Origin of the sequence: Exiguobacterium sp. s193, from assembly GCF_018618755.1 — a bacterium.
In the GTDB taxonomy this organism is placed as follows: Bacteria; Bacillota; Bacilli; order Exiguobacteriales; family Exiguobacteriaceae; genus Exiguobacterium_A.
Genome location: NZ_JACSMR010000003.1, coordinates 82278 through 99503 on the forward strand (window position 1 = coordinate 82278; position 17226 = coordinate 99503).

The window sequence follows — 17226 nt, forward strand, 5'->3', positions numbered from 1 at the left end:
CCTCCTACTTCGACTTTATTCGACGAGTGTGACGTTTGCCGCATACTCTTCATATGATTTTGTCGTGTCGATCACGTAAACATAATCGACACCTTCTTTAATCCGCTTCTTCTGCTGATTTGCGATATATTGACTCTTCGGGATAACTTCCAGTTCAAAGTCAATCTCATTTGTTTCTTGGTTGATGAAACGAACACGGTTATCTTTTTTTTCAATCGTTTCCCGCGTCGCCCAGCGTGCCGGAAAACGCATCACGAAATTGTACTCTAAATCAATGTATTGCTCTTCCCGTAGTTCAAATCCCGACTCGAGAAAAGGTGCGACATCCAGTCCATTCCAGGTATAGTAAGCCGTGATACGTGGTTTTTCCTCGTCACTACGCCCTCTGCTTCCTTTCGGTGTATACTGATGGGCGAATTCAATGACACTGTCCTGGTCGACATCTTTCGGATACGTATACATCGGTTCGACGATTTCAAGTTGGTCACCAAACGTGTGCTGCATCAATTTCCCTTGTTCGAGCCGTAACAGCAACACATGCATCGTTGCATCGCGCGTAAAGGAAACGAGTAATCCATTCGTTTTAGATACATCAACAGCGTCCACCTCAAACAAATCATGATCGGCAAACAAATCGCCATCCTTTGTTGTCAGTGTGGTCGTTTGGCGCACAGATAGGTCGGAAACATCTTTGTAGTAGACTACTTGAGCCGGTCGCCCTTTTTTCAAAAGAAGCAAGTCTTGCTTCTGATCTTGATTCAAGTCAGCGATTGCGACACGGTCATATGTATCTACTTTTCTAATTTTTGCAGACGAACGCAGCAGGTCTTTCAATACATATACCGTATTCGTATTGAGATCCTCGATGCCGATGACTAATTGATTCGATGTTTTCGTTTGGTCCGATACGACATGCAATTGATCAATCGCTTTTCCTTCTGCAATCGGTCGACGGACTTTTAAAGACCAACTATCTTTATTGCGGACATGGATCAATAGATGGATTTGAAATGTCCCATCCACTTCCTTTCGGTAAAACGTGACGGCCTCTTCATGCCCATCTTGGTTCAAATCAATCAATTCATATAACCTCGAAACCGATTGATTTCGAGGGGCAATGATTTCTGCTTGTTTCGGGAGATCACGGTCGATTTTTTCTTTTAATGCTGTTTCCCACTTCGGCAGGGCGGGATGTTCCAACAAGGTTGCCGGATGGGGTAACGTCAGCCCGCATCCAGCTAGATAGAGGGTCGATATAATGATGACAAGATATTTCATAGTAATTGAATCCTTTCCATTCGTGCTCTAACCAAACTGTATCACACTCTCCTTAAGTAGAGTATATTGTCGAACAGGGACCAACTTGGTACGATGGAACAGATAATTGAAAGGGGTTTACACTTTATGGCTTACGAAATGATCGTCCTCGATCTTGACGATACGTTACTGACGAGTGACCACACGATTTCTCCCAAGACAAAACAAGCACTACTCGATTTACAACGCCGCGGAAAAAAAGTCGTCCTTGCGAGCGGCCGACCTACTTATGCGATGATTGATTTAGCAAAAGAACTTGAACTTGAACGGTACGGCAGTTACATCCTCAGTTTCAACGGGGCTTCAATCATCGACTGCAAGACGAATGAATCACTTTTCTCAAGCACGCTTAGTCCGGAAACGGTGCATCATTTGTATGATTTAAGTCAACGGGAAAACATTTATATCCACACGTATGTCGGGCATCAGATTTTTACGGAAACTCCGAATGAATACACGACCCTCGAAGGTGAGTTGACAGGGATGGAAGTCATCACGGTCCCGGACTTTAAAGCTTCCGTGACAGAACCGGTCGTCAAGTGTTTGATGCTCGCTGAAGAAAACCGTTTAGCTGAAGTCGAGCAACAACTTCAAGTCGAACTTGCCGGTCAACTGGCAGTCGCACGCTCGAAACCATTTTTCCTTGAATTCACAGAAGCTGGCGTAACGAAAGGCACGAGTTTAGAACTGCTCGCGAATCATCTCGGGCTCAAACAGGACGAAGTGATTGCTTGCGGTGACGGCAACAATGACTTATCGATGATTGAATGGGCCGGACTCGGTGTTGCGATGGCAAACGCCGCTGATACCGTTAAAGAACGGGCACAACACATGACGGCTTCAAATGACGAAGACGGCATTGCGCTCGTCATTGAGCAATTCATGATGGACTAAGAACAAGAACAGAAGTTGAGGTATTTCGCACATGTCATGCTTCTTCGACTGCAAACTAAAAAGAGGGGTTTGTCCATCGGCATGATGGCAACCCCTCTTTTTTTTATCGTCGTATCTAGCATCCCACTAACGAATGAAACGATTCGCTTATGAAATACACCAATCAATCGGTGGACGCCCTTGTTTTTCAAGCCACTGATTGACATGTGAGTACGGTTTCGTCCCAAAAAAACCGCGGCTCGCCGACAAGGGACTCGGGTGGACCGATTCTAAAATCAAATGACGGGACGCATCAATTAAAGGTTTCTTACTTTTCGCGTGATTTCCCCAAAGGATGAATGCGATCGGCTCTTGTTGTGCACTGAGGACTTCAATCACGCGGTCAGTAAACGTGCCCCATCCCTTTTTAGCATGTGACCCTGCCTTGCCGGCTTCTACCGTCAGCGATGTATTTAAGAGGAACACACCTTCGTTCGACCACTTCTCGAGATTGCCGGTCGTCGGTTGCTCACATCCGATGTCCGCCACGAGTTCCTTGTACATATTTCGAAGAGACGGTGGAATCGCCACTCCGTCATTAACTGAAAAACTCAATCCATTCGCTTGATTGGGACCATGATAAGGATCCTGTCCTAAAATGACACAGCGGACATCTGTCGGCGCGACAGCATCAAACGCATGAAAAATCCGATTTTTCTCAGGATAGACCGTCGTTTCGTCATACGCCGTTTGGACGAATGACCACAACTCTTGAAAATAAGGTTGTGCTTTTTCTTCCTGTAAGATTTTTTGCCAAGCCGGATGCATATACTTCACTCCTTTTTCAGTCTTAGGACCCTGTTTGTTGAGAGTCGTTCTGCTATGATGGAAAATGAGGTGGAATAACAATGATTCAAACAACAAAACTCTTCGGTTTACCATTCGTCAACGCGACACCATCAACATGGTATAACCACATTAAAACAATCTTACACGATAATGAGAAAGCTTTTCTCGTTACAGCGAACCCCGAACTTGTTCTTCGTTCCTTACGGGATCCGGCATATAATGCCATCCTGAACAGAGCGACATTCATCACACCCGACGGCATTGGCGTCACGGCTGCAAGCAAACGGATGGGCGAACCCTTACAGGCGACGCTTCCCGGGATTGAAACGGCACGCGAGTTGTTGCGAACCGCAGATGCTTTGCACAAACGTGTTTTTTTACTCGGCGGTCGTCCAGAAGTCATGAAGTCGCTGATTAAACAATTGTCGATTCGTTTCCCGAACATCCAGTTCGTCGGAACGTTTCATGGTTTCGGAAAGAATCAGGAGGCTGCTGACGCAATCCGCTCCGCCAATGCGGATTTAATCCTTGTCGCGCTCGGTGCCCCGAAACAGGAAGAGTGGATTGATTCTGTCTACAGTCTGGTCGATCACGGTATTTTCATCGGCGTCGGCGGTGCCTTCGACGTCTGGTCCGGCCACAGTAAACGTGCCCCGAAACTGTTTCGTCAGTTGAAGCTCGAATGGCTGTACCGCATTTCGACACATCCACGCGGTTTCGAAAAATTAAAGGACCTTGTCCTTTTCGCTTTGCTGGTCTTACGTAAAAAATCACGCATTTAACAAAAAAAGCCCTTCCCCCGATGCATCGGGCGAAGGGTTTTTCCAATCTTACGCGTTGACCGTTGAGAACGAACGACCGAGTTCTTTAGCTTTCGCGATTGCTTCTTCTTTGATTTCTTCTGCTTTTTCTGGGTTCATTGCCATACCTTCAATGAAGAGCGCGTCGTATTCAGTGACACCTGTGAATGCGAGTGCTTGACGGAGGTAATCGTCACCGAAGTTCAAGCCAGAACCTGTGTAAACGCCACCTGTTGCTTGGATGTGGAGTGCTTTTTTGCCTTCCATCAATCCTTTTGGACCTTCAGCTGTGTATGCGAATGTTTTTCCAGCAAGAAGGACGCTGTCGATGTACATTTTGAGTCGTGCCGGGAATGAGAAGTTCCACATTGGTGTAACGAAAACATACTCGTCAGCTGCCATGAATTGCTCAAGGTGTTTCGTCATTGTGCCGACTTTAGCGATTTCAACTTCTGAAAGCTCTTCGCCTGTCGCGAATTTGCCCCATGCGCTTAATACGTCTGTATCGATTTCTTGGACGTCTTCGCTGTAGAGGTTAAGTACTTCTACTTCTGCATTTGGGTTTGCTGCTTTATAGCTTTCAAGGAACGCTTCACCTGTTTGAAGGCTGAACGAATGTTCCGTAGATTTCGGGTTAACAGTTACATAAAGTAATTTAGTCATTTTTATTTCTCCTTTGTATCTAAAGTAATTTCTGTAACTAAACATACCAACAACATTTTTATTTGTCAATTAGTTTGATTTCAAAGTATTAAGTTTTTTAAGTACTGTTTCTTGTGTGGAACAGCCCGGTGAAGCATATGACTTCGGCTGTAGACAAGTTCTTCTGAAAAATGAAGCGTTCAGATGTACTGCGCTCCCCCGTCTCCAAAGTGGAAAATAACGACGCTTTTCTCTCCCACTATCACCTTTTCTACATGCAGAAACGCCGATGACTCCGAAATACGGAATCGCCGGCGTTTCTGATGCACAGAGTGGAATGCTCATCCCAGACACCATCTAAAGATTACGCTTCTTCAGAAGGTATATAGTTGTCCGCACGATATCCAATCCGTTTTAATTGGTCAATCAGTTGTTCTTTTTCACTCACCGTTAAGTCGCTGAATAAGTCAGTCAAGAAGGCTTCGTGTTTTGGGAATGTTTCTTCCATCAACGCCTGTCCCGCCTCCGTCAGTGTACCAAACGTCACACGGCGATCGGTCGGACACGATTTCCGTGCCAACAATCCACGATTTTCAAGTTTATCTACTACATAAGTGACACTTCCGCTCGTCAATAAAATCTTATCACCGATTTGCTGGAGCGGTGTCTCACCTTTATGGTACAGCAGCTCGAGTACTCCAAATTCCGATGGATTTAATTGATGCGTCTTGATATCAGCCTTCACTTGTTCCGTCACAGCATGCATCGTTCGTGATAAAACAACGAGCAATTTTAGTGCTAGCTTTGAATCTGTCACGTCCATTTACGTTCGCCCCTCTTTATCTTGATTCGCAAATAATCATAGTCCTCTTTTTTCCATTGGTCAATTGTCGTCAAATGTTCTGCTCCGCAAATTCTTTTGAAATGGCGCTTGCAGTGAAACGCGTTCCATAGTTTAACGTCATGTTATACACTATTAAGGAGGTCACCTACATGTCTCTTCACACACAACTCAAACGCCTATTCAAATGGAACGTCGCTTTTGAACTCGCAATCGAGCAACTTGATACACCGACCGGCTATTACCTTTGTAAGCATACACTAGTCGAACAATATCCTGATTTGACGGTGAGTGAAAAGATGAAGCTTCTCGAAAAAATCACGGAACAAATCGAACGGTCCGACTCGTCTCGCGGACCAATCACGAAACAACATTGGCTTTATCTTGAGCAACAGCTATCTCATTAAACTTAGGAGGGACTTGGGATGACGAACATTCGCGACTTAGCGCACGAAGCAAATGTTTCGGTGACGACCGTCTCACGCGTCCTCAACGATCACCCTTATGTCGCAAAAGAAAAGCGGCGTGCCGTTAAAGCAGCCATTGAAAAACTCGGTTACATCAGAAATCAAACAGCCGTCCATCTGTCGATTGGTCAAACGAAAACGATTGGTGTCATGTTGCCGTTCGTCGACCATCCTTATCATGCTGCGATTCTTCAAGGAATCGCGAAAAGTGCCTTCGAGAAAACGTACCGTTTCTTGACGTGGCAAACAAACTACGTCGAGGAACATGAACGGACAGTCTTACGTGCGCTAGCACAACGTGAAGTTGATGGGTTAATCATCGTCTCGCATAGCCTTCCGACCGCTGATATCCTTTCGTACGAACAATACGGCCCAATCGTCTTCTGTGAGCTCCACGAAGCGGTCTCAGCCGTCTACATCAATCATTACTCAGCATTCCGTAAAGGGTTGATGGAACTACAGCGACTGGGTCATACGAACATCGGCATTTGCCTCGGACGTTCCGATAGTACAAATAGTCTCGCCCGTAAACAGGCTTACCATGATTTTGTCGAACAGGCTTCGAACGACTGGGTGTACGAACAGACGTTAACGATTGAAGACGGTGCCCGGGTCGCTGCGCGTTGGCTTAAACAAAAACAACGTCCTTCTGCAATTTTGACAGCAAGCGATCATGTCGCAGCCGGTCTCATCCTCGAACTTCGAAAACAAGGATACCGGATACCGGAAGACTTATCCGTCATCGGATTCGATGGGAGTGATCTCGCTGAAGTCTTGAGCATGACCACGATTTCAATTCCCTATGACGTGATTGGACAACAAGCCTTTTCGCTCGTGACACGGCAAGATGCCGCGACGGTTAGACAAATTGAAATTCCGTCTACGCTCATAAGTGGATTGACCGCCCAAAACGTCCATCCTGTCCATTAACCGCTCTCCTCAATAAAACCCGCTCTTGTCTCGCAGATGCGTCAAGAGCGGGTTATTTTTTGCTTATAATGTCCCTGCTGCAACGTAACGTGATCCCCAGTACCCACCACGGAACGACTCTTTGACGACCCGACCATAATAAGAATTGGCGTTAATCATCGTCGACCCATCAACTGCAATCCCGACGTGTTGAATCCCGCTACCATGTGTGAAGAAGACGAGATCTCCGGCAGCTGGTGCCGTCCGTTTCGTCACTGCATATTGTGACGCTGCCGTCCGTGGCAATGATTTACCGAGCGCCCGGTAGACATAACTTGTAAAACCTGAACAGTCGAAGCTGACAGGACCTGTTGCGCCGAAGACATATGGACGTCCTTTTAATCCTTCTGCGACAGAGACGATCGTCGCGCCTGTTTTCGAAAGACCAGCTGTTGCTTTTTGACTGTAATTTTTTGTGTACATGGCTGCGATGTAAGCCGTTTTTCCTTTATACCGCAATTGATACCAATTGTTCGACGTTTTATTCGTCACGGTTACGGCCTGCCCGAGTTTCAATTGACCGAGTTTCTTTCCGTTCACTGCTGCTTTCGAACGAATGTTTAACACATCGACCGATACGATGACCTTTTTAGAAGTTGCTGCTTTCGTTGCTTGTGGGACAGCGCCCCAACTACTTACGACTAACGTCAGTAATAAAAATAAACGAATCCACGTATGTACTTTCATTTTTGACTAATCTCCCTTTAAGTAAGTTTTACGGTTATGTAAGGCAATTTAAATTGTCAGATAATTTCTGTTTTTATCCTATCATTTTGCTTAAGCCGCTCGTGTTACAGTTTCTTAACAGGAAAAACCGTGCGTAATACTTTTGTAACAAAACAAAAAGACAGGTCATAAAATGGCGATTTACCGCCATTCTATGTTTCCTGTCCATTAAACGCGTTTAGTGAAAATTAATTAATCGATTGACTTCTTTTTACGAAAACGTGCTAAGAATTCATAGACAATCGGGACGATCAGTAGTGTCAGTAACGTTGAGCTCGTTAATCCACCGATGACCGTGACTCCGAGTCCTTTTGAAATCAATGCGCCACCTTCTAAACCGAGCGCGAGTGGTGACAAGGCACCAATCGTCGCAAGTGCCGTCATCAAGATTGGACGAAGGCGTGTCCCGGCTGCATCGAGCAAGGCTTCACGTGTCGCCAGACCTTCATTCTCTTTATGAATGACACGGTCAATCAAGACGATTGCATTCGTGACGACAATCCCAATCAACATCAAGGCTCCGATTAGTGAAGAGACCGAAATCGTTTCACCCGTGATTAACAATGCGAGTAAGCCACCGATGATCGCGAACGGAAGTGAGAACAAGATGACGAGCGGCGTCAATGCACCACCGAATGTCACAACAAGGACGAGGTAGACGATCGCAACGGCTGCTGCCATCGCAAGACCAAGCTGTGTGAACGATTCTTGGATTTGCTCTGTCACACCACCGACTTCATAAGAAACACCTGTCGGCAGATCAATCTTCTTGACGGCATCGTCAATTGCTTGTGATGCTTCTGTCGCTTTGTCTGTTTTCAGTTCTGCCGTCACCGTTGTGACGAGTTTCCCGTCTCGTTCATTTAACGAGTCCGGTGTCGTTCCTTTTTTGACGGAAACGAAATCCGATAACTTTTTAACCCCGAGCGGCGTCACGACATCCGCACGTTCTAAATCTTTAATCGAATCGTACGTCGTTTGTTCGTTTGGTACGATGACATCTAATTCTTTCCCATCTACTTTTATAGTAGAAAGTGGTTTTTCGACCCCTTGGATGTTAGCAATTCCTTGCGCGAGTTGGGCTGTTGAAACACCGAACTCAGCAGCTTTTTGTTGGTCGACTTCAAACGTGTACTGCGTGTAGGAATCTTTTAAGTCGGTCGTCACTTTACGAACGTATTTTGACTCCCCTTCGATTGCTTTGACGAACTTTGGTGTCATCGTCTCTAAGTCTTCAATCGAGTTCGCAAAGACTGAATACGAAACACCTGATGAACCGGCACCACCACTGAAGTCTTGTTCTTTCCATTCTCCAGTCGGGATTTCTGCGTTCAACTCTTTGATTGCCTGTTGCTTCACGTCTGCGAAGTCCTCGGTATCCGGATCATACTGGGCGATGAAGACTGCTTGTTTCGTATTTCCAGGGTTCAGTGGATTTTCGCCTCCGACCGTGAACTGGAGGTTATCAATATTTTTTTGTTTATCAAAATAGCCTTCTGCCTGATCTGCCGCTTTGAGTGAATCATCAAGTGTCTGACCCGGTTTCGGGTTATACGTCACATAAAACGTTTTTTCCCCCTCTTGATTCAAGAAATTGACACCAATCGTCGGGACGAGGGCAAAACTTCCGACGAGCATCAAGACCGCGAGACCAAACACAACCAGCTTATGGTTCAAAGACCAGTTCAATACGCCACGGTACCAGTTCGCTAACTTCCCACCGTCTTCTTTTTCCGGTTTCGGTGCTTTGCCACGTTTGAAGAGTGAGTCAGCAAACATTGGTACGACGGTTACGGCAACAATCAGCGATGCAAATAAGGCAAAGACAACTGTCAGAGCGAACGGGAGGAACAATTCGCCGACAAATCCTGTTACGAAACCAAGTGGTAAGAAAACAGCAATCGTCACGATTGTTGATGAGGCGACGGGAATGAACACTTCATGTGTCGCATCGATGATTAAAGCTTTCCCTTTAAGCTGTTCGCCCGGATCCGTTAAGCGACGATAAATATTTTCAATGACGACGATTGAATCATCGACGACACGACCGATTGCGACCGTCATCGCCCCGAGCGTCATGATGTTCAACGAGATATCCATCTGTTTCAAGACGAGAATCGCCATCAGTAACGACAACGGAATCGAAATGACTGCGATGATTGTCGATTTAAAGTTCCGTAAGAACAAAAGGATGATGATGATCGCAAATAATGCACCAATCAAGGCTTTACTGATCATTGTCGAGACGGAATCCTCAATCGGTTTTCCTTGGTCGAGCGTGACCGAAGCGTTGACCGACCCGTTCTCTTTTTCAAAGTCTTTAATCGTTTCTTTAACAGCATTGACGACATCGACAGTATTTGCGTCTTGTGATTTCGTCACCTGAATCCCGATCGAACGTTCCCCGTTCGAACGTGAAATCGATTCTTCAATTCCTTTATCCTCTACTTTCGCGAGTTCAGACAATTTGACCGTCGGGACTTGCGCCGGCGCTGCAATTGCTGCCGTTGGTGCTTGCGCCTCTGCCCCCGGAGTCGATGGTGTTCCGTTTGTTGCAGGTGCAGCAGGTGTATCTTGACCGCTTGTCCCTGTTTGTTGCGGTGTGTAAGGGAAGCGGAGATTTTTTAATTCCGTGACCGTCGTAGCTTTTCCATCGAGCACGACTGCCTGCTCTTTGTCACCAAGCTCATATAAGCCGAGTGCCAAACGCGAATCATTGGCTCGAATCAACTGTTTGACATTATCTTCTGTCAATCCATATTGTTGCAGTTTTTTATCATCGAAGCGAATTTCGATACGGCGAATTTCCTGACCGGCGACTTGAACGGTTTGTGCACCTTCGATTCCTTCAAGTTTCGGTTGCAACTCTGTTTCGACAAGCTTCGTCAACTCCGAGAGTGAACGTTTGTCATCCGATACAGCAAAACCGATGACCGGGAATGCATCAAATGAAATCCGTGAGACATTTGGTTCTTGAGCACCTTCTGGTAATTCAACATTCGCCAATGCTTCTTTGACTTTTTGTTCTGCTTCATCCATATCTGTACTGAAGCTGTAGTCAATTTGGAGATTCGAGGCATTTTGGAAAGAAGTCGATCGAACGGTTTCGACACCACTTAAATTTTCGACCTTACTTTCGAGTTCTCGACTGACTTCATCAAGGACTTGTTCCGGTGTCGCCCCTGGATAAATCGTCGTTACGGAAACAGTTGGTGTTGTGATATCGGGCAGCGTTTCGAGTTTCATCGTCGTTCCGGCATAAATCCCGGCAACGGTGATGATGATCGTCAGCAACCAAAGAGCAAATTTATTATTTACTGAAAATTGAATGATGCGCTTCATGGTAATTCTTCGCCTTCTCTCTTTATGTTATTTCGTTTTCACTTTTTGTCTGAAGCTAAATCGATTTCACGTGCCCGCTTCAACAAACGTTCAACCAGTTCTTTCCGCTCTGCTTTTGACGGCTGAGCGAACTTAAAGTGTTCCGACATTTTCAAACCGTCTAATACGAATCGGATCATCATCGTTTCAACCGGATCCGCACTGTCCATCAATTGACGAAAGAATTGGTTTACTTGTTTTTTCCGCTCTTCGACGAATTCTTCATTTTCTTTCAAAAATGATAATAAAAATAAGACAGTATCGATATCCAAGTGGAATTCTTCATCATGATTCGCTTGCAGCGTGACGAATGCTTCCATCTCACCAAGCCCCGCTTCACGATACACTTGATACTGCTTAAACTGTCGCGCTTCCTGTTCCTCGATCACACCCATCAACAATTCTTCTTTCGAAGCAAAGTGATACAATAGTCCACCTTTAGAGACATTCGCTTGTTTCGCCACTTCTTCTAAGGTCAACTGCGGGAATCCTCGTGTCAGCATGATTTGGACCGTTGCATCAATGATGCGACGTCTCGTTTCTAGAGCTTTTGCACTGGTCATTCCGTACCTCCCTTCTTTTACTATACCGTCCAGACGGTTTCTTTCTTCACTATACGAATGATTTAATCACAATGCAACTGTGCGTGTATGTTTCACGTGAAACGTTTTCAATCCTCACAAAAAAAAGACACATTCTCGTCTAATTCATGACGGAATGTGCCTAACGTCGTTCAGTTCATGCTTCGCGTGCACTCTCGCTTAAGGCTGCTCGCATTATTTTGTCTAATTCATGCGTACGTAACACTTGAACCCCACGAGCAGTCGGGCCACCCTCTGCCGCGACATCATCAATCAATGCCTCAGTCGGGCGGTCGTCCTGCAGCAAAAGTTCGGCCGACCCTTTCATCGCCTGTGCGATGATTCGCCGGGCTTGTTGTGCTTCAAAACCTGCTTCCGCAAGAACCGGTGTCATCGCACCGACAATTTCATAGAAGAAAGCCGGACTGCACCCGGCAGCAGCCATTAAAAACGGCATGGTCGCTTCATCTGTTTCAGCTACTTCACCGACACGCTGAAAGAGTGCTTTCGCTTCTTCTTTTTGCCCTGTCGACACGTGTTGACCGAACCAAAGTCCCGTCATCCCTGTTCGGAACGCGACCGGTGTATTCGGCATCGCACAAATCGCGCCACAACCGGATAGATTCTCAATCTCGTCCGGTGTGATGTGTGCCGCAACGGAGATGATGATCTGCTTCGTCCACGTCTGGCTCTTTACATAAGGTAAAACACCATCCGGTTGCATCGCTAAGATGACGATATCAAAAGATTCTACGTTTTCGTCTTCGATGATTTGAACGCCATATCGTTCAGCGAGTTCTGACAATCGACCGCGATCTGCCCGATTCGTCATCGTGATTGTTTGAGGTATGATCCCTGAAGCAATCCACCCTTTCACTAACGATTCACTCATTGATCCTGCCCCTACCATTAAGATCGTCATATCGTTCCTCCTCAAACAAAAAAGGACCTGTTGCGTCAGGTCCTTTTCGTATTTTCCTCTTTAATTATACACGAACTTTCAAGTCTTCGACAGCAACGACACGAAGGCCTTTTTCATCCAGTTTTTTGACGATTTTCTTTTTCGTCTTCTCATCACAATCAATCGGGAGTGTGATCAAGACACGACGCATGACGCTACTTTTCGCATCCAGTGTCATCATACTCGCAACTGTCGAATATTTATTGACGATTTTTGAAATTTTCTCAAGCGCACCTTTTTGTTCACTGAGTGCGACTGTCAACACGTAACTACCTGAATCACGATTCCATGCTTCTTCGAGCATGCCAAGCATTTTTCCGTGCGGTAAGATCCCGAAAAACTGACCATCATCGTTCAAGACCGCAATGTACGGTAGTTCTTTAATCGAGAAGAAGACTTCAAAGAAGTTACTTCCCGTATAGATGAACTTTGATGTGTTTTTGATGAGCGTCATCACATTATCATCAAGGCTTCCACCGTTCATACCGTGACGATAAATGTGCATTTTATAGATATTCCCTTTAAACTCCCGACCTGCTTGGTCGAGTACAGGAACACAACGGTAGCCTGTTTCTTCTAACGTCTCCAGTGCTTCGCGTAGCGTCGCGGTCTCTGAAATTTTGATACATTGGTGTTTTGGTATACATAAGCTTTGAACGAGCATACAAAACGTCCTCCTCTATTCACTTTGTGTTCTGAATCAATTGTGCTTTTCCCTCTTTAACATATTCTGTTTAACGAGGGTTTTTCCTGCTTTCTTCTATTCCCTACTATCAGCATAACAAAAACACAGCACAAACCACTTGAATAGGTTAAAAATAAACTCTAATTCTGTATATCCAAGTTATTTATTAAGTTATCAAGACTTATTCAATTAAGAATTATTAAGATTTCGTAAACACGGTACATAGTTGTATTCTTTTACAATAACGTCTGATACAATCGAACTCGTGAAGTTACTTCACTATTCTATTCTTGTTCTTAATATGGAGGCAGAAGAAATGTTTAGTAAAAAACAAGATCCATTCGCAGTGAAATTATCCGAGATCGCCGGACACTTGCAACAGACGTCACAGTTTTTCGTTGATTTTAAAATCAATGGTATCGCGGACGTTAAAGAATTCGCGCATAAAGTCAAAGACTTTGAAACCGCTGGTGACGATTTGATGCATCAACTGATCATCGACTTGAACAATGCGTTCATCACACCGATCGATCGCGAAGACTTGCTTGCACTCGCGAACTCACTTGATGATGTACTCGATGGGTTTGAAGAATGTTCCGCTATTTTTGAGATTTATAACATCGTCCGTGCCGACGAACATATGATTAAATTCGTCGACGAGATTCATATTGCGGTCAACGAACTCGCTTTAGCGATGGACCTTCTTGTTGCACGTAAGCTTCAACCGATGCGTGAACATGTCATCAAGGTAAAAGAACAAGAAACCATTTGTGATGACTTACGTCGTAAATCAATCAAAGCATTGTTCGCGACTGAAACAGATCCGATTAAAATCATTCAATATAAAGAAATCTATGAATCGCTCGAATCAATCGCCGATTACTGCCAAGATGCAGCGAACGTCATTGAAACGATCATCATGAAAAACGCATAAGTGAGGAGCTAACGAGATGGATAGTCTGTTTATCATCACCGCCATAATCGTCATTCTCGCACTTAGCTTTGATTTCATTAATGGTTTCCACGATACAGCGAACTCGATTGCGACTTCGGTGTCGACTCGTGCTTTGAAACCACGTCACGCCATCATTCTTGCCGCGACGATGAACTTTTTAGGTGCCATTACGTTTACTGGTGTAGCTAAAACAATTTCCGGTGATATCGTCGACCCTTCGACACTTGAACACGGAAGTTATGTCGTCATTGCCGCCTTACTTTCTGCCATCGCCTGGAACCTTTTGACATGGTACTTCGGTATTCCGTCTAGTTCTTCGCATACGTTGATTGGTTCGATTGCCGGTGCTGCGGTTGCTTCTGTTGGATTCGGTGGCATTGAAACAAAAGGCTTCTTAAAAATCGTCCAAGCCTTATTGATTTCGCCGATTCTTGCGTTTACGCTCGGTTTTCTCGTCTACGGAATCTTTAAAGTAGTTTTCAAAAAAGGGAATTTGGCGAAGACGAATCGTCGCTTCCGTCATATGCAGATTGCGACTGCAGCCCTTCAATCGTATACACACGGAACGAACGATGCGCAAAAAGCGATGGGGATCATTACCCTCGCCTTGATTTCTTCCGGTTTCCAGACCGATCATGATGTTGCCCTTTGGGTAAAACTCTCTTGTGCCATCGCGATGGGACTCGGGACATCTGTCGGTGGATGGCGGATCATCAAAACCGTTGGTGGTCAAATCATGAAAATCCGTCCGGTCAATGGGGTTGCTGCTGACTTGACGTCCGCTGCCATCATCTTTGGTGCGACGGCCATTCATCTTCCTGTATCAACAACACACGTCATTTCTTCTGCCATCATGGGTGTCGGAACATCACACCGCAAAAAAGGCGTTAAATGGGGAACGGCTAAACGGATGTTGATTACATGGGTCATCACATTGCCGATTTCGATGGCACTTGCTGCCTTGTTGTATAAGATTCTTGAGTTTCTTTTCATTAAATAATCTCAACCCCCACTCGTTCATCCGAGATGGGGGTTTTGCTTACACTCGACAAGTTGCCGCAGTTGTCGCCTTGTCTATAATTCGCTATGATGATGGAAAGAAGTATCGCTAATTTATTAGGAGGAATTCCAAATGACAAAACGTAAAGCATTAACGATTGCTGGTTCTGACACGAGTGGTGGAGCTGGTATTCAAGCAGACTTAAAAACGTTCCAAGAACTTGAAGTCTATGGCATGAACGCACTGACGGTCATCGTCGCGCAAGACCCTGATCATGCTTGGCACCATGCAGTCTATCCAATCGATGCAGAACTCGTCCGGACACAAATCCATACGGTCCTCGGAGGAATCGGTGTCGACGCGATGAAGACGGGGATGCTCCCGACTGTCGAAATCATTGAAGTCATTGCTGATAAAATCAAAGCATCCGGCGTTAAAAACGTCGTCATCGATCCGGTCATGGTCTGTAAGGGTGAAGATGAAGTCCTCAACCCAGACACAGCGAATGCCTTACGCGACATTTTGACACCGCTCGCGACAGTCGTCACACCAAACGTTTTCGAAGCGGGACAATTGTCTGGTCTTGGAAAAACACCTTCGACGATTGACGAGATGAAACTTGCAGCAGCACGGATTCATGAAAAAGGTGCACAATATGTCCTCGTCAAAGGTGGCAGCAAGATTGATCACCCACGAGCAGTTGACGTGCTTTATGATGGAAAAGAGTTTATCCTAATTGAGGATGAACGCATTGAGACACCATATACGCACGGGGCAGGATGTACGTATTCTGCAGCGATTACAGCAGAACTCGCTAAAGGCGCTTCAGTCGAAGAAGCCGTTCGAACTGCTAAATCGTTTATCACAGCGGCGATTCGTAACTCATTCCGTTTGAATGAATACGTCGGCCCGACTGATCATGCTGCACATCGTACAGTTAAGTCTTAACACGTTCAGGAAGTCCGCGCAGTGATTCGCGGGCTTCTTTCTGTATTCGAAGGGAGAGATACCATTGCAAACACTTGATTTAAAGGTCGTCCAACAGTACATTGACGATCATGCGAACACACCACTTTACGTCCACGTCGAAACAACGAACGGTGCGTATGCGACGCACCAAGATCCGACGTTCCATAGTGCGGGGATGTTCTTCCGCAACGCGGAAATCACATACGAACGCGGTTTGATCACAGGAAACGGTCCATACCGGATTGGTCTTAAACTTGCCCACGGGTGGTTGTACGGTGAAGGATTAACCGATTATGAGTTTGCGGGAGACCAACTCTTGATCGCAGGACATGATATCGAAGGTCGTCTCGCGATTGCTTTTGAACTCAGCCCGACACCATTCGCCCAAGGCGCAGAGGAGGTAGAATGATGGCTTACAATGAACACGATCACCTGCTCGTCATCTTCCCTCACCCGGACGATGAAGCATTCAGCTCAGCCGGGACAATCATCGAGCATGCAACGAACCGCGGACCTGTCACGTACGCCTGTTTGACGCTCGGTGAAATGGGACGCAACATGGGACGCCCCGTCTTTACGAACCGGGAACAACTTGCGACAATCCGCAAACGTGAATTGATCGCAGCAGCTGAAAAAATGCAGATTACCGATCTTCAAATGTGGGGATTACGGGATAAGACAGTCGAATTCGAAGATGAAGCAGCTCTCGCTGAACGGATTGGACAGTTGATTGAAAAAACACGTCCCACACGCGTCATTTCATTTTATCCGGGCTATGCCGTCCACCCGGACCATGAAGCAACAGCACGTGCTGTCGTTCGTGCCCTTCGCGCAATCGACGAAGCCGATCGTCCTGAATTTCTTGCCGTCGCTTTTGCGAACAACACAAAAGATGAGCTTGGCGAAGGGACGTTCATTCATGACGTCAGTGCATATACCGATCAAAAAGTTGCTGCCCTTGAAGCCCACGCTTCTCAAACAGGTGGACTGATGAAGGTCATTTCGGAAGACTCGAACATCCGGGACCTCCTTGTTAAAGAACGCTACTACCACTATCCATTATGATGAAGAACCTCGAAACGACCCCGACGTCGTTCGAGGTTTTTTTTCGTAGAACAAAAGATTCGCACGACTCAAGACGCTGACTCTGCGCGCTTTTCCCTGCAGGCGTCACAGGAGGGTGAATCTTTTGAAACCCGCAACGATCGAC

The 17226-nt window shown here is 45.8% G+C and carries 18 protein-coding genes; 9 read left to right on the plus strand and 9 right to left on the minus strand.

Annotation, left to right across the window (positions count from 1 at the left end):
- Positions 1-15: 15 nt before the first annotated feature.
- A complete protein-coding gene (locus KNQ04_RS06450) occupies positions 16-1278 on the minus strand; it encodes a hypothetical protein (protein ID WP_214848257.1) in 1263 nt (420 codons plus the stop codon).
- A gap of 126 nt (positions 1279-1404) precedes the next feature.
- Here KNQ04_RS06450 and KNQ04_RS06455 point away from each other — a divergent pair, with 126 nt between their 5' ends.
- Entirely contained in the window at positions 1405-2211 is an 807-nt protein-coding gene (locus KNQ04_RS06455) for a Cof-type HAD-IIB family hydrolase (RefSeq protein WP_214848259.1), read from the plus strand.
- Positions 2212-2358: 147 nt separating this feature from the next.
- Here KNQ04_RS06455 and ung read toward each other — a convergent pair whose 3' ends face one another.
- Complete coding sequence (gene ung / locus KNQ04_RS06460) at positions 2359-3018, minus strand: uracil-DNA glycosylase (RefSeq protein ID WP_214848261.1); 660 nt, start codon at positions 3016-3018, stop codon at positions 2359-2361.
- An 80-nt stretch (positions 3019-3098) separates the two neighbouring features.
- On the opposite strand from ung, the gene KNQ04_RS06465 reads away from it, so the two are divergent.
- On the plus strand, positions 3099-3821 hold the full coding sequence (locus tag KNQ04_RS06465) for a WecB/TagA/CpsF family glycosyltransferase (RefSeq protein WP_214848263.1): 723 nt from the start codon (positions 3099-3101) through the stop codon (positions 3819-3821).
- A gap of 48 nt (positions 3822-3869) precedes the next feature.
- Here the strand turns inward: KNQ04_RS06465 and KNQ04_RS06470 are convergent, their stop codons facing one another.
- Positions 3870-4502: an NAD(P)H-dependent oxidoreductase gene (locus KNQ04_RS06470; RefSeq protein WP_214848265.1), complete on the minus strand. Its 633-nt coding sequence runs from the start codon at positions 4500-4502 to the stop codon at positions 3870-3872.
- Between the two features lie 343 nt (positions 4503-4845).
- A complete protein-coding gene (locus KNQ04_RS06475) occupies positions 4846-5304 on the minus strand; it encodes a MarR family winged helix-turn-helix transcriptional regulator (protein WP_214848267.1) in 459 nt (152 codons plus the stop codon).
- A gap of 170 nt (positions 5305-5474) precedes the next feature.
- Between KNQ04_RS06475 and KNQ04_RS06480 the strand changes: the two genes are divergently transcribed.
- Positions 5475-5729: a hypothetical protein gene (locus tag KNQ04_RS06480; protein ID WP_214848270.1), complete on the plus strand. Its 255-nt coding sequence runs from the start codon at positions 5475-5477 to the stop codon at positions 5727-5729.
- A gap of 18 nt (positions 5730-5747) precedes the next feature.
- Complete coding sequence (locus tag KNQ04_RS06485) at positions 5748-6719, plus strand: LacI family DNA-binding transcriptional regulator (protein ID WP_214848272.1); 972 nt, start codon at positions 5748-5750, stop codon at positions 6717-6719.
- A 63-nt stretch (positions 6720-6782) separates the two neighbouring features.
- On the opposite strand, the gene KNQ04_RS06490 is transcribed toward KNQ04_RS06485, so the two are convergent.
- The 5 genes from KNQ04_RS06490 to cbpA all read right to left on the minus strand — a co-directional run bounded on the left by KNQ04_RS06490 (position 6783) and on the right by cbpA (position 13071).
- Entirely contained in the window at positions 6783-7445 is a 663-nt protein-coding gene (locus KNQ04_RS06490) for a C40 family peptidase (RefSeq protein WP_214848275.1), read from the minus strand.
- Between the two features lie 231 nt (positions 7446-7676).
- Positions 7677-10826 (minus strand): efflux RND transporter permease subunit, encoded by a 3150-nt coding sequence (locus KNQ04_RS06495; protein ID WP_214848280.1) that lies wholly within the window; start codon positions 10824-10826, stop codon positions 7677-7679.
- A 38-nt stretch (positions 10827-10864) separates the two neighbouring features.
- On the minus strand, positions 10865-11428 hold the full coding sequence (locus KNQ04_RS06500; protein ID WP_214848282.1) for a TetR/AcrR family transcriptional regulator: 564 nt from the start codon (positions 11426-11428) through the stop codon (positions 10865-10867).
- 175 nt (positions 11429-11603) lie between these two features.
- Complete coding sequence (locus KNQ04_RS06505) at positions 11604-12368, minus strand: pyrroline-5-carboxylate reductase family protein (RefSeq protein ID WP_214848284.1); 765 nt, start codon at positions 12366-12368, stop codon at positions 11604-11606.
- 64 nt (positions 12369-12432) lie between these two features.
- Positions 12433-13071, minus strand: coding sequence for a cyclic di-AMP binding protein CbpA (gene cbpA / locus KNQ04_RS06510; RefSeq protein WP_214848286.1), 639 nt, complete (start codon positions 13069-13071; stop codon positions 12433-12435).
- Between the two features lie 337 nt (positions 13072-13408).
- Between cbpA and KNQ04_RS06515 the strand changes: the two genes are divergently transcribed.
- The 5 genes from KNQ04_RS06515 (at position 13409) to bshB2 (ending at position 17081) form a co-directional block, all read left to right on the plus strand.
- Complete coding sequence (locus KNQ04_RS06515; RefSeq protein WP_029332023.1) at positions 13409-14026, plus strand: DUF47 domain-containing protein; 618 nt, start codon at positions 13409-13411, stop codon at positions 14024-14026.
- Positions 14027-14042: 16 nt separating this feature from the next.
- Entirely contained in the window at positions 14043-15047 is a 1005-nt protein-coding gene (locus KNQ04_RS06520; protein WP_214848288.1) for an inorganic phosphate transporter, read from the plus strand.
- Positions 15048-15179: 132 nt separating this feature from the next.
- Positions 15180-15995, plus strand: a complete 816-nt coding sequence (locus tag KNQ04_RS06525; protein WP_214848290.1) for a bifunctional hydroxymethylpyrimidine kinase/phosphomethylpyrimidine kinase — start codon at positions 15180-15182, stop codon at positions 15993-15995.
- Positions 15996-16059: 64 nt separating this feature from the next.
- A complete protein-coding gene (locus KNQ04_RS06530) occupies positions 16060-16425 on the plus strand; it encodes a YojF family protein (protein ID WP_214848293.1) in 366 nt (121 codons plus the stop codon).
- The gene (gene bshB2, locus KNQ04_RS06535; RefSeq protein WP_251136920.1) at positions 16425-17081 is read left to right on the plus strand and encodes a bacillithiol biosynthesis deacetylase BshB2; all 657 of its coding nucleotides are present in this window, start codon (positions 16425-16427) and stop codon (positions 17079-17081) included. Before KNQ04_RS06530 ends, bshB2 begins: the two co-directional genes overlap by 1 nt.
- Positions 17082-17226 lie beyond the last annotated feature (145 nt).

What these genes read in the sequence shown, in the direction of transcription:
- KNQ04_RS06490 (WP_214848275.1), bottom strand. Translation starts at nt 7,445, where the DNA reads ATGAAAGTACATACGTGGATTCGTTTATTTTTATTACTGACGTTAGTC.
- ung (WP_214848261.1), bottom strand. Translation starts at nt 3,018, where the DNA reads ATGCATCCGGCTTGGCAAAAAATCTTACAGGAAGAAAAAGCACAACCT.
- KNQ04_RS06500 (WP_214848282.1), bottom strand. Translation starts at nt 11,428, where the DNA reads ATGACCAGTGCAAAAGCTCTAGAAACGAGACGTCGCATCATTGATGCA.
- cbpA (WP_214848286.1), bottom strand. Translation starts at nt 13,071, where the DNA reads ATGCTCGTTCAAAGCTTATGTATACCAAAACACCAATGTATCAAAATT.
- KNQ04_RS06455 (WP_214848259.1), top strand. Translation starts at nt 1,405, where the DNA reads ATGGCTTACGAAATGATCGTCCTCGATCTTGACGATACGTTACTGACG.
- KNQ04_RS06505 (WP_214848284.1), bottom strand. Translation starts at nt 12,368, where the DNA reads ATGACGATCTTAATGGTAGGGGCAGGATCAATGAGTGAATCGTTAGTG.
- KNQ04_RS06485 (WP_214848272.1), top strand. Translation starts at nt 5,748, where the DNA reads ATGACGAACATTCGCGACTTAGCGCACGAAGCAAATGTTTCGGTGACG.
- KNQ04_RS06465 (WP_214848263.1), top strand. Translation starts at nt 3,099, where the DNA reads ATGATTCAAACAACAAAACTCTTCGGTTTACCATTCGTCAACGCGACA.
- KNQ04_RS06480 (WP_214848270.1), top strand. Translation starts at nt 5,475, where the DNA reads ATGTCTCTTCACACACAACTCAAACGCCTATTCAAATGGAACGTCGCT.
- KNQ04_RS06495 (WP_214848280.1), bottom strand. Translation starts at nt 10,826, where the DNA reads ATGAAGCGCATCATTCAATTTTCAGTAAATAATAAATTTGCTCTTTGG.
- KNQ04_RS06515 (WP_029332023.1), top strand. Translation starts at nt 13,409, where the DNA reads ATGTTTAGTAAAAAACAAGATCCATTCGCAGTGAAATTATCCGAGATC.
- KNQ04_RS06470 (WP_214848265.1), bottom strand. Translation starts at nt 4,502, where the DNA reads ATGACTAAATTACTTTATGTAACTGTTAACCCGAAATCTACGGAACAT.
- bshB2 (WP_251136920.1), top strand. Translation starts at nt 16,425, where the DNA reads ATGGCTTACAATGAACACGATCACCTGCTCGTCATCTTCCCTCACCCG.
- KNQ04_RS06525 (WP_214848290.1), top strand. Translation starts at nt 15,180, where the DNA reads ATGACAAAACGTAAAGCATTAACGATTGCTGGTTCTGACACGAGTGGT.
- KNQ04_RS06450 (WP_214848257.1), bottom strand. Translation starts at nt 1,278, where the DNA reads ATGAAATATCTTGTCATCATTATATCGACCCTCTATCTAGCTGGATGC.
- KNQ04_RS06520 (WP_214848288.1), top strand. Translation starts at nt 14,043, where the DNA reads ATGGATAGTCTGTTTATCATCACCGCCATAATCGTCATTCTCGCACTT.
- KNQ04_RS06475 (WP_214848267.1), bottom strand. Translation starts at nt 5,304, where the DNA reads ATGGACGTGACAGATTCAAAGCTAGCACTAAAATTGCTCGTTGTTTTA.